This window comes from Streptomyces sp. 3N207 (genome assembly GCF_052246355.1).
Classification (GTDB): domain Bacteria; phylum Actinomycetota; class Actinomycetes; order Streptomycetales; family Streptomycetaceae; genus Streptomyces.
In genome coordinates, this window is the sequence record NZ_JBQQBV010000012.1 from 139,971 (window position 1) to 151,476 (window position 11,506).

An 11,506-nucleotide genomic window follows, 5' to 3' on the forward strand; every position below is an offset into this window, starting at 1 on the left:
AGGTCACAGGTCCCCGGGTCGGCGGAGCGCGTTGCGGGCCCGTAGACTCGAAGACGTGCCACGTGGTGACGGAAAGCTCAGCCACGACCTCCTCCCCGGCGAGAAGGGCCCCCAGGACGCATGCGGCGTCTTCGGTGTCTGGGCGCCGGGGGAAGAGGTCGCGAAGCTCACGTATTTCGGCCTGTACGCCCTGCAACACCGCGGTCAGGAGTCCGCGGGTATCGCGGTGAGCAACGGTTCCCAGATCCTGGTTTTCAAGGACATGGGCCTGGTCTCACAGGTCTTCGACGAAACCTCCCTCGGTTCCCTGCGCGGCCACATCGGTGTGGGTCACGCGCGCTACTCGACAACCGGCGCCTCGGTCTGGGAGAACGCCCAGCCCACCTTCCGCGCAACCGCCCATGGCTCCATCGCACTGGGTCACAACGGCAACCTGGTCAACACGGCGGAGCTCGCGGAGCTGGTCGCCAAGCAGGCCGACGCCCGCAGTGGCCGCGCCACCCAGGTAGCAGCCACCAACGACACCGACCTGGTCACCGCGCTGCTCGCGGGCCAGACCGACGAGGACGGCAAGCCGCTCACCGTCGAGGAGGCGGCGCCGCAGGTGCTGCCCCAGGTCAAGGGCGCGTTCTCGATGGTCTTCATGGACGAGGACACGCTGTATGCGGCCCGCGACCCGCAGGGCATCCGGCCGCTGGTCCTCGGCCGCCTGGAGCGCGGCTGGGTCGTCGCCAGCGAGACCTCGGCGCTGGACATCGTCGGTGCCAGCTTCATCCGGGAGATCGAGCCGGGCGAGCTCGTCGCCATCGACGAGGACGGACTGCGCAGCCAGCGCTTCGCCGAAGCAAAGCCGAAGGGCTGTGTCTTCGAGTACGTCTATCTCGCGCGCCCCGACACCGACATCGCGGGCCGGAACGTGTATCTCTCCCGGGTGGAGATGGGCCGCAGGCTGGCGGCCGAGGCCCCGGCCGACGCCGACCTGGTGATCGCGACGCCCGAGTCCGGCACCCCTGCCGCGATCGGCTACGCCGAGGCCAGCGGCATCCCCTACGGCGCGGGCCTGGTCAAGAACAGCTATGTGGGCCGGACCTTCATCCAGCCCTCGCAGACCATCCGCCAGCTCGGCATCCGGCTCAAGCTCAACCCGCTCAAGGAAGTCATCCGCGGCAAGCGGCTGGTCGTCGTCGACGACTCGATCGTCCGCGGCAACACGCAGCGCGCCCTGGTGCGGATGCTGCGCGAGGCCGGGGCGCTCGAGGTGCACGTACGGATCTCATCGCCGCCGATCAAGTGGCCGTGCTTCTTCGGTATCGACTTCGCCACCCGCGCCGAACTGATCGCCAACGGGCTGTCGACCGACGAGATCGGCAAGTCGCTGGGTGCCGACTCGCTGGCCTACATCTCCCTCGACGGGATGATCGAGTCGACGACGATCCCCAAGAACCAGCTGTGCCGGGCCTGCTTCGACGGGGAGTACCCGATGGAGCTGCCCGACCCCGAGCTGCTCGGCAAGCATCTCCTCGAGGCCGAGGCGGGCTCCGACGTGGACGGCGTCAACACGCTGGCCTCCGGTGTAGGTGCCGCCGACGCCCTGAAGCGCCCGTAGCTTTCGCCCGCCCCGCGCTCATGGGGGTTGCCCACCCCCTTCAGCCGCGCCGCCGGAGGGGCGTGCGGAGCGCCCTCTCCCTCCCGCAGACACGAGAGACGACGTACCCATGACCAACAGCAGCGAAGGCGTCAGCTATGCCGCCGCCGGCGTCGACATCGAGGCCGGCGACCGGGCGGTGACGCTCATGAAGGAGTGGGTCGCCAAGACCCAGCGCCCCGAGTCGATCGGTGCGCTCGGCGGCTTCGCGGGCCTCTTCGACGCGTCCCGCCTCAAGGGCTACGCCCGCCCTCTCCTCGCCTCCGCGACCGACGGGGTAGGCACCAAGGTCGCCATCGCACAGCGCATGGACGTGCACGACACGATCGGTCACGACCTGGTGGCGATGGTCGTGGACGACCTGGTCGTCTGCGGCGCCGAGCCGCTGTTCATGACGGACTACATCTGCGTCGGCAAGGTCGTCCCGGAGCGCGTGGCGCACATCGTCAAGGGCATCGCGGAGGGCTGCGTCCTGGCGGGCTGCTCGCTGGTGGGCGGGGAGACGGCCGAGCACCCGGGGCTGCTGGGCCCGGACGAGTACGACGTGGCGGGCGCGGGCACCGGCGTGGTGGAGGCCGACGCGCTGCTCGGCCCCGATCGCATCCGTACGGGCGATGTGGTGGTCGCGATGGCGGCCTCCGGTCTTCACTCGAACGGGTACTCGCTGGTCCGGCACGTGGTGTTCGACCGCGCGGGCTGGGCGCTGGACCGGCACATCCCCGAGTTCGGCCGCACCCTGGGCGAGGAGCTGCTGGAGCCGACGAAGATCTACTCGCTGGACTGCCTGGAGCTGGCCCGTACGACCGAGGTGCACGCCTTCTCCCACATCACCGGTGGCGGGCTGGCCGGCAACCTCGCGCGGGTCATCCCCGAGGAGCTGCACGCCTCGGTGGACCGCTCGACGTGGAGGCCCGGCCCGGTGTTCGAGGTGGTTGGCACCGCGGGCGACGTGGCGCGTGCCGAGCTGGAGAAGACGCTGAACATGGGCGTCGGCATGATCGCCGTCGTACCGCAGGAATCGGTCGACGCCACGCTGGCGACCCTCGCCGACCGGGGCGTGGACGCCTGGGTGGCGGGCGCGATCACCGAGCGCGGGGACCGCACGGAAGCGGTCACCCTCACGGGTGACTATGCCCGGTGAGCACCTGACAGCGGGCCCCACGCGGCTGCACCGCACAGCACAGGGCGGCCGCAGGGCTGCTGTGCTGCGCCGCGGGCCCGCCGCGCGCGCCAGAACCCGGCCCGGCGGTTGCCGGACCGGGTCAGTACGGGCGAACGTCAGGCGCCGCGGCGCTTCGACTGGGGGTCGGACGACCCGGGCGCACCCGCGTCGTCGTCATCCTCGTCGTCGTACAGATCCGCGTACCGTGCGTACGGGTCGTCCTGCTCATCGTCCTCGAAGCGCTCGCCGTTCGGCGACTCGTTCGATGTCGATGCGCCCAGCTCCTCGGCCAGGCGCGATAGGTCTGTCCCGCCAGTGTTGTACTTCAGCTGGCGGGCGACCTTCGTCTGCTTGGCCTTGGCCCGGCCGCGCCCCATGGCTCGACCCCCTCAACGACGGGGCTCGACGGCCCCAGAGTCTTGACACGCGTTCATGGTTCAGAGCGGCCTCTCGACCGAGAGACCGGTACTCAGGGCTTCAACGGTACCTGCTTCCGCCGCCGTACGGTACGTCGCCCGCACGACACGGCCGCCGTCCGACGCGCCCGTTGACCCTTCTCGTGCTGGTCAGTGGCGATTTTACCTTCCTGTAGCTGAGGGACCCGCCGTGGGGTGGTGAGACCACTGTCACGGTGGTCTCCTGCGTCACACTCATCGGCCCATGCGCTGCTCGGCGAGCCGGTCGGCGGCGACGGCCGGAGGTACGCCATCCGCTTCCGCCCGCTCGAAGATCGCCACGGTGGTGTCGAAGATCTTCTCGGCCTTTGCTTTCGCACGTGCGAAATCGAAGCCATGGAGCTCGTCCGCGACCTGGATGACGCCGCCCGCGTTCACCACGTAGTCGGGCGCGTAGAGGATGCCGCGCTCGGCCAGGTCCTTCTCCACGCCGGAGTGTGCGAGCTGGTTGTTGGCGGCGCCGCAGACGGCCTTGGCGGTCAGCACCGGCACCGTCTCGTCGTTCAGCGCACCGCCGAGCGCGCACGGCGCGTACAGGTCCAGCCCCTCGGTCCTGATCAGCGCGTCCGTGTCGGCCACGGCCGTCAGCGGGGCGCCCGGGTGGGCGTCCAGCACGCCGCGTACGGACTCCTCGCGCACGTCCGTGACGGCGACCCGCGCCCCGTCCTCCAGCAGATGCGAGACCAGGTGCTTGCCGACCTTGCCGACGCCTGCGATGCCCACCAGACGGCCCCGCAGCGTGGGCGCGCCCCACAGCCGCTGCGCGGCGGCGCGCATGCCCTGGAAGACGCCGAAGGCGGTCAGCACGGAGGAGTCGCCGGCGCCGCCGTTCTCCGGCGAGCGGCCGGTCGCCCAGCGGCACTCCTGCGCGACGACGTCCATGTCCTGCACATAGGTGCCGACGTCGCAGGCCGTGACGTAGCGGCCGCCGAGAGAGGCGACGAAGCGGCCGTAGGCGCGCAGCAGGGCTTCGGTCTTGATCTTCTCGGGGTCGCCGATGATCACGGCCTTGCCGCCGCCGTGGTCGAGCCCGGCCAGCGCGTTCTTGTACGACATCCCGCGCGCGAGGTTCAGCGCGTCGAGCACCGCGGCCTGCTCGGGGTCGGCCGAGCCCGGGTACCCGTGGAAGCGGGTGCCGCCCAGCGCGGGGCCGAGCGCGGTGGAGTGCAGCGCGATGACGGCCTTCAGGCCGGTGGGCCGGTCCTGACAGAGCACGACCTGCTCGTGTCCGCCCTGCTCGGAGCGGAAAAGTGTGCTGACGACCGGGTCCCCGGCGGGGACACCGGCGGGAACGCTTGCAGAAGGTGATACCTCGATCACGGTAGTGACTCCTGGGATCGCGTCGTAGCCCTCGGCGGACACGCCGCTTGTGGCAGTCGAAGCCCGGGGAGGGCCGGGTCGGGAAGCAGCGTACGACCTGCGCGTCACGGGCACGTTGCGGTCCCACGATCGGGGTAGTCAACTGTCTTCCAGGCTCGCTCATGCGACCGGTTGGTGAGGCGTGAAGGCTTGGAGGCAATGCGTGGCTGAGAAAGCGTCGGTCGTCGTCCCGTACGCGGCGTACCTGCGGGTCTACGAACCGTTGGCCGCCTTCCCCGAGCCGGAGCGCTCGCACTGGATCGCATATGCGAAGGGAGAGCGCTTCCCCACCGCGCAGGACGAAATCCGCCGCGCCCTGGCCGACTTGGTCCCGGTGCCGCCTGTGGTGGTCCCGGTCCGCGAGAGCGCCGAGGCGTTCGTGACGGAGGTGGACGGTGTGACGTGCGTCTGCCCCTGGCGCACCCGGCTGCGCAGCTGGCAGGCGCTCACCGCGCTCACCCAGGCCGCCGACGACCGCGAACTCGCCCTTCCCCAGACGGTGCTGGACGCCGCGCTGCCGCCCGTCGTACGGCGGCAGGCCGCGGCCGACTACGAGCGGTGGCGCGAGCGCAACCCGGACGCCCGGCCGTGGATCCGTACGGCGCTGTGGCATGTGCCCGTGCGCTGGTTCGTTCTCTTCGAGGACGAAGAAAGGGAGTTTGCGAAGCCGGAATCGGGTCAGGAGAGCGGACAGCAGTTCGTATTCCGCTATCGCACGCCCATGGTTCAGGCGAGGCGCCGCCTCGCTCGCGGCCTGAAGGTGCTCCGCGAGGAGTTGGAAGAGGGGCCGCTCGTCGAGGGCCTGATCGATGTGGGCCGCTGGCTGGAGGAATTCCACCCGCGCTCCCTGGTCGAGCTGGACTACGGCGGGCTGGCTCACGCCATCCCCGAGGAGCAGCTGGCGGGCGACCACTCCGCCGCCGATGTGGCGGAGGGCCTGGAGGCCCTCCGCGCGGGCGACGGTGAGCGTGCCGGTGCGGCGTACGAGCGGCTGACAGCGCGCTGGAGGGCGGTTCGCCAGCTCCAGTACGCGAGCTGACCCCTCCCCGCCGCACGGCGGGGGTCGTCTGTCACGCAGCCCCTCCGACCGGCGGAGGGGAGTGGGATCTACGTCCCGAACCGGGTGTTTGCCTCAAGCGTGATGGATTGCACTTAAACGGGTCTTGCTCTCAGAGCTACCCCTCGTGTCAAAATAGGACAAGGAGTCCGCACGGGGCTCCTTCCGTCCAACTATGGGCGGATAGATCGGTATTGCGCTCCTTGGTGGGTCTGATGACCCCTGCTCCCGTTGTGACTGATCGTTACAGGGGGATGACTGTCCGCTATGGGACGGTCCATCGGCTTCCGCCGAGGTTGAACACCTGAGAGGGCAATTCCATCGGTTTGGCCGACGTGGCTGGACAGATGGTGTAGTTGTAGTGCCGAGGACAAGCCGTTCGTCCTATAACCGACTCGGCTCGCGTCCGCCATATCGGGCAACGCGGGTCAAGGTGCAGAATTTAGAGGAAAGAACCGTGATGGTTCGGTTCTCCCGAGGAGGCCGCTCATGACCGCTCGCACCCCTGATGCCGAGCCGCTGTTGACCCCGGCTGAGGTTGCCACGATGTTCCGTGTGGACCCCAAGACGGTCACGCGCTGGGCAAAGGCGGGCAAGCTCACGTCCATCCGCACGCTCGGAGGACACCGCCGCTACCGCGAAGCGGAGGTTCGCGCTCTGCTGGCGGGCATCCCGCAGCAGCGCAGCGAAGCCTGATCAGGGTTTCTGAACAGGCGCAACAGCACCAAACAGGGGCGTTTCCGGGGCCCCCAACCCCAATCGATCCGCCCACTGCGCACCACACGGCCAGGTCGCTGCCCCAACAGTGCTTGTCCGTTGATCGCGCTGGACTCCGCCGGGTCCAGCGCGATCTTTTTGTGTCCACCGCGCTGTCTTGTGTCCACTGCTGGTGTCACCGCTCGCGGGTACCGCTCGGGTGTCCCCCTGGCATGGCTTGTGCCCACGGCTTGTGCCCTCGGCTTTTGCGTCCGCGACCTGTTGTGCGGGGCCGGTGGGTGCGCCCTGACGTGTAGTGCAATTGCACATATTAAATTGAGGGCTTCTGAGGGGCCCTCAAGTTCCCGGCCGGTACGGGTCCGCCGAGTGACTCCCGTCACGTGTGAGAGACCTTGTGGTGACCGACCCTCGTACGGTAATGCGCCAACGGCTCGGCGCCGCCCCTCACTTGCGCTTCCCGGCAGCCTCACGCGGAGCCGTCGTCATCGCGAGGCGGAGCAGGCGGTGGCAGTGCGGACAGTGCCGGGCCGCATGGTGCCGGCGCCCTCTTGCCGCGAGGTGGCTTCGCAGGAGCGCCCTCGCCTCCCGCCGCGCCGCGTCGATGGGTTCCCTCGCCATGAGCCACCTCCTCCACGGCCAGAACTACCCACAAGCCAACTCCTCGTCAACACGGAGGGCGTAACGGGTGGGCGGGTAGGCGATTCGTCACGGCGAGAAGTCGACGGCGAGGTGCGTATGGCACCGCCGGTCTCCACCGTCGTGGCTCATCGCCGTCGCGGCGGGAAAGAAAGAGCCGCAACGAAAAGGGCCGCGCAACCATTGGCTGTGCGGCCCTCTCAAAAGGTGCGGTCCTGACGGGATTTGAACCCGCGGCCTCCACCTTGACAGGGTGGCGAGCACTCCAAACTGCTCCACAGGACCTCGCGAGATGGAACTGTACAGCAGGTCAGGGGCTCGGAGCGAACTCACCCTGAGCGACGGAAAGATCACCCATCGCGCGGCGGAGCCCTCACGGTGCGGCGGCGTCCACGGCTTTCACGATCCGCTTGTCGGAGACGGGATACGCGGTGCCCAGCGCATGGGCGAAGTAGCTGACCCGCAGTTCCTCGATCATCCACCGGATGTCCCGCGCGGCCTGCGGCACCGGGCGCCCCGCGGGGAACTGTTCCAGCAGCCACAGATACTCGTCCCGCATCTCGTGCACCTTGGCCATCCGGGTCCGGTCGCGCTCCACGTTGTGCGGGAGCTGCTGGAGGCGCCGGTCGGCGGCGACGAGGTAGCGCATCAGATCGGGCAGCCGTCCGGCCCCGTGCTCGGTCACGAACCCGGGCTTGATCAGCTCGGCGAGCTGCTGCCGTACGTCCGCCACGGAGTCGGCCAGCACCGGGCTGGTCGTCGCCCGCAGCCGGCCCTCGCACGAGTGCCAGGCGGCCAGTACTTCCTGCACCTGGCGCACCGTCCGCAGGGTGGCGTCCACCAGGTCGGCGCGTACGGCGTCGAACAGCTTGCGGAAGGACTCCTCGTCCCAGGCGGGCCCGCCGCGCGCGGCGACCAGCTGGTCGGCGGTGGCCGCGACGCAGTCCTCGAACAGGGCCTGCACGCTGCCGTGCGGGGAGCGGGAGAGGGCCAGCTTCTGCTGGTTGTTCAGCTTCGACTGGGCGAACTTCGCGGGGTCGGAGGGGATGTTGAGCAGGATGAGGCGCCGGGTGCCGCGCCACATGGCGGCGCGCTGCTCCGCCTCGGTGTCGTAGAGCCGTACGGCCACCGAGGCGCCCTCGTCCACCAGCGCCGGGTACGCCTTCACCGGCTGGCCCGCGCGCCGCGTCTCGAAGGTGCGGGGGAGTGAGCCGATCGTCCAGCTGGTGAGCCCCGTGCGCTGGAGGGCGGGCGCGGCGGCGGCTTCCGGGGCCGCTGAGGCGTCTGTGGCGGCCTTACGGGTCTTGTTGCGGGCCGCACGCGCCGATGAGTCGAACGCCTTGGAGATCGCCGTCTGCGTCTGTGACTTGAGCTGGATCTGCAGCGCCTCGATGTCCTTGCTCTCGGCGAGCTTGCGGCGGCGCTCGTCGGTCACCCGGAAGGTGATCTTCAAATGGTCGGGGACCTTGCCCCGGTCGAAGTCCTGGGCCGTCACCGGGACGCCGACCATCTGCTTGAGCTCCCGCGCGAGCGTGTGCGTCAGCGGCTCCTGCCCCGGCGTGGCCCGGCGCAAGAACTCCTTGGCGTAGTTCGGCGCGGGGACGTAGTGCCGGCGGATCGCCTTGGGGAGGGACCGGATCAGCTCGGTGACCAGGTCCTCGCGCAGTCCCGGGATCTGCCAGTCGAAGCCGTCCCCCGTCACCTGGTTGAGCACCTGGAGCGGGACGTGCACGGTGACGCCGTCCGCGTCCGTGCCCGGCTCGAACTGGTATGTCACCGGGAGGGCGAGGCCGCCCTGCCGCCACACGTCCGGGTAGTCGGCGGCGGAGATCTCCTCGGCCCGGTCGTTGATGAGCATCGACTTCTCGAAGTTGAGCAGGTCGGGCTCTTCGCGCTGCTTCTTCTTCCACCAGGAGTCGAAGTGCGCCCCGGAGACGACGTGTTCGGGCACGCGCTGGTCGTAGAAGTCGTACAGCGTCTCGTCGTCCACCAGGATGTCGCGGCGCCGGGCGCGGTGCTCCAGCTCCTCCACCTCGTCCAGCAGCTTGCGGTTGTCCCGGAAGAACTGGTGGTGGGTGCGCCAGTCACCCTCGACAAGCGCGTTGCGGATGAACAGATCGCGGGAGGTCTCCGGGTCGATCCGGCCGTAGTTGACCTTCCGCTGGGCGACGATGGGCACGCCGTACAGCGTCACCCGCTCGTACGCCAGCACCGCCGCCTGCTTCTGCTCCCAGTGCGGCTCGCTGTACGTCCGCTTGACCAGGTGCTGTGCCAGCGGTTCGATCCACTCCGGCTCGATCTTCGCGTTCACCCGGGCCCACAGCCGCGAAGTCTCCACCAGCTCGGCGGACATCACCCAGCGCGGCGGTTTCTTGAACAGCGCGGAGCCGGGGAAGATCGCGAACTTGGTGCTGCGTGCGCCCAGGTACGCGTTCTTGTCGGTGTCCTTGAGCCCGATGTGGGAGAGCAGGCCCGCCAGCAGCGCCTGGTGGACGGCGTCCTCGCTCGCCTCCTGGTCGCTCAGCCGGATCTTCATCGTCTTCGCGACCTGGCGCAGCTGGCTGTAGATGTCCTGCCACTCGCGTATCCGCAGATAGTTGAGGAACTCCGCCTTGCACATCCGGCGGAAGGCGGACGAGGAGAGGTCCCGCTGCTGCTCGCGTACGTACCGCCACAGGTTGAGGAACGCGAGGAAGTCGCTGCCCTCGTCCTTGAAGCGGGCATGGTGCTGGTCGGCCTGCTGCTGTTTGTCCGAGGGGCGCTCGCGCGGGTCCTGGATGGAGAGCGCCGCCGCGATCACCATCACCTCGTGTACGCAGCCGTGCGTGTCGGCCTCCAGCACCATCCGGGCCAGCCGCGGGTCGACGGGCAGCTGGGCGAGGCGGCGGCCCAGCTGCGTCAGCTTCCGCGTCTGTGCCTTCTGCGGATCCAGCGCGCCCAGCTCCTCCAGCAGCTGCACGCCCGCCTTGATGCTGCGGTGGTCCGGCGGATCGATGAACGGGAACTTCTCGATGTCCCCGAGGCCCGCGGCCGTCATCTGAAGGATGACGGAGGCCAGGTTCGTACGCAGGATCTCCGGGTCGGTGAACTCCGGCCGGGCGAGGAAGTCCTCCTCCGAGTACAGCCGGATGCAGATACCGTCCGACGTACGGCCCGAGCGGCCCTTGCGCTGGTTGGCGCTCGCCTGGCTGATCCGCTCGATCGGCAGCCGCTGCACTTTGGTGCGGTGGCTGTAGCGCGAGATGCGGGCCGTACCCGGGTCGATGACGTATTTGATGCCGGGGACGGTCAGCGACGTCTCCGCCACATTGGTCGCCAGCACGATGCGGCGGCCCGAATGCGGCTGGAAGACGCGATGCTGCTCGGCGTTGGACAGCCGGGCGTAGAGCGGGAGTACGTCGACGGAGCCGCCGGCGCGTGCACCCTGGCCGCTCTTGAACTTCTTCTCCAGCGCGTCGGCGGTGTCCCGGATCTCCCGCTCACCGGAGAGGAAGACCAGGATGTCGCCGGGCCCTTCGGCATGCAGTTCGTCCACCGCGTCGCAGATGGCGGTGACCTGATCGCGGTCGGAGGCCGCACTCTCGCCGTTCTCGGCGCTCTCCTCCAGCAGCGGCCGGTAGCGGACCTCCACCGGATACGTCCGGCCGCTGACCTCCACGATCGGTGCGTCGCCGAAGTGCCGGGAGAACCGTTCCGGGTCGATCGTCGCGGAGGTGATGATCACCTTGAGGTCGGGCCGTTCGGGCAGCAGCTGCGCCAGATAGCCGAGCAGGAAGTCGATGTTGAGGGACCGCTCGTGCGCCTCGTCGATGATGATCGTGTCGTACTGGCGCAGCTCGCGGTCCTGCTGGATCTCCGCCAGCAGAATGCCGTCGGTCATCAGCTTGACCAGCGTGTCGCCCCTCACCTGGTCGGTGAAGCGCACCTTCCAGCCGACCGCCTCGCCCAGCTGCGACCCCAGCTCCTCCGCCACCCGCTCGGCGACCGTGCGCGCCGCGATCCGGCGCGGCTGGGTGTGACCGATCACACCCTGGACGCCGCGGCCCAGCTCCATGCAGATCTTCGGGATCTGTGTCGTCTTGCCGGAGCCGGTCTCGCCCGCGACGATCACCACCTGGTGATCGCGGACGGCCGCCAGGATCGCGTCCTTCTTCTGGCTGACGGGCAGCTGCTCGGGATACGTGATCCGCGGAACCGCCGCGCGGCGGGCGGCCACGCGCAGCTCGGAGGCGTCCATCGCCGCGGAGATCTCCGCGAGGACGGCCGTGCGGGCCTCTGACTTGCGGATCTTCCGCGCCCCCGCGAGACGGCGGGCCAGCCGGTGCTGGTCGCCGAGCATGAGGTGCGGGAGGCGCTCGGTCAGCTCCTGGGGAGAGGGGGCGGGGGTCTGGGTGGAAGTCGACATACCACGCCAAGGATCGCACCCGCGGGGAGCGAGTGGCGAACGGTTTGCAACCGGGGGCGCGGCTTCCGCG

At 69.4% G+C, this 11,506-nt stretch carries 8 protein-coding genes and 1 tRNA gene; 4 read left to right on the forward strand and 5 right to left on the reverse strand.

Translation table 11 applies throughout. The features are described 5' to 3' along the window. The first annotated feature begins 55 nt into the window (after positions 1 to 55). Both purF and purM read left to right on the forward strand, forming a co-directional pair. Complete coding sequence (gene purF, locus ACTWP9_RS20170; RefSeq protein WP_443247622.1) at positions 56 to 1,606, forward strand: amidophosphoribosyltransferase; 1,551 nt, start codon at positions 56 to 58, stop codon at positions 1,604 to 1,606. A gap of 109 nt (positions 1,607 to 1,715) precedes the next feature. Beyond that, positions 1,716 to 2,786, forward strand: coding sequence for a phosphoribosylformylglycinamidine cyclo-ligase (purM, locus tag ACTWP9_RS20175; protein ID WP_443247623.1), 1,071 nt, complete (start codon positions 1,716 to 1,718; stop codon positions 2,784 to 2,786). Positions 2,787 to 2,923: 137 nt separating this feature from the next. On the opposite strand, the gene ACTWP9_RS20180 is transcribed toward purM, so the two are convergent. Together ACTWP9_RS20180 and ACTWP9_RS20185 are read right to left on the reverse strand one after the other, a co-directional pair. Beyond that, on the reverse strand, positions 2,924 to 3,184 hold the full coding sequence (locus ACTWP9_RS20180; RefSeq protein ID WP_433101372.1) for a DUF3073 domain-containing protein: 261 nt from the start codon (positions 3,182 to 3,184) through the stop codon (positions 2,924 to 2,926). A gap of 273 nt (positions 3,185 to 3,457) precedes the next feature. Next, entirely contained in the window at positions 3,458 to 4,582 is a 1,125-nt protein-coding gene (locus ACTWP9_RS20185; protein WP_443247624.1) for a Leu/Phe/Val dehydrogenase, read from the reverse strand. A 202-nt stretch (positions 4,583 to 4,784) separates the two neighbouring features. Between ACTWP9_RS20185 and ACTWP9_RS20190 the strand changes: the two genes are divergently transcribed. Together ACTWP9_RS20190 and bldC are read left to right on the forward strand one after the other, a co-directional pair. After that, positions 4,785 to 5,660 (forward strand): hypothetical protein, encoded by an 876-nt coding sequence (locus ACTWP9_RS20190; RefSeq protein WP_443247625.1) that lies wholly within the window; start codon positions 4,785 to 4,787, stop codon positions 5,658 to 5,660. A gap of 507 nt (positions 5,661 to 6,167) precedes the next feature. Further along, a complete protein-coding gene (gene bldC, locus ACTWP9_RS20195) occupies positions 6,168 to 6,374 on the forward strand; it encodes a developmental transcriptional regulator BldC (protein WP_003949541.1) in 207 nt (68 codons plus the stop codon). Between the two features lie 465 nt (positions 6,375 to 6,839). On the opposite strand, the gene ACTWP9_RS20200 is transcribed toward bldC, so the two are convergent. The 3 genes from ACTWP9_RS20200 to hrpA form a co-directional block, all read right to left on the reverse strand. Further along, positions 6,840 to 7,013: a DUF6274 family protein gene (locus tag ACTWP9_RS20200; protein WP_443247626.1), complete on the reverse strand. Its 174-nt coding sequence runs from the start codon at positions 7,011 to 7,013 to the stop codon at positions 6,840 to 6,842. A gap of 228 nt (positions 7,014 to 7,241) precedes the next feature. After that, positions 7,242 to 7,316, reverse strand: a tRNA-Asp gene (locus tag ACTWP9_RS20205). An 88-nt stretch (positions 7,317 to 7,404) separates the two neighbouring features. Further along, a complete protein-coding gene (gene hrpA, locus ACTWP9_RS20210) occupies positions 7,405 to 11,436 on the reverse strand; it encodes an ATP-dependent RNA helicase HrpA (protein WP_443247627.1) in 4,032 nt (1,343 codons plus the stop codon). Positions 11,437 to 11,506: the final 70 nt, after the last annotated feature.

What these genes read in the sequence shown, in the direction of transcription:
- purM (WP_443247623.1), top strand. Translation starts at nt 1,716, where the DNA reads ATGACCAACAGCAGCGAAGGCGTCAGCTATGCCGCCGCCGGCGTCGAC.
- ACTWP9_RS20180 (WP_433101372.1), bottom strand. Translation starts at nt 3,184, where the DNA reads ATGGGGCGCGGCCGGGCCAAGGCCAAGCAGACGAAGGTCGCCCGCCAG.
- bldC (WP_003949541.1), top strand. Translation starts at nt 6,168, where the DNA reads ATGACCGCTCGCACCCCTGATGCCGAGCCGCTGTTGACCCCGGCTGAG.
- ACTWP9_RS20200 (WP_443247626.1), bottom strand. Translation starts at nt 7,013, where the DNA reads ATGGCGAGGGAACCCATCGACGCGGCGCGGCGGGAGGCGAGGGCGCTC.
- hrpA (WP_443247627.1), bottom strand. Translation starts at nt 11,436, where the DNA reads ATGTCGACTTCCACCCAGACCCCCGCCCCCTCTCCCCAGGAGCTGACC.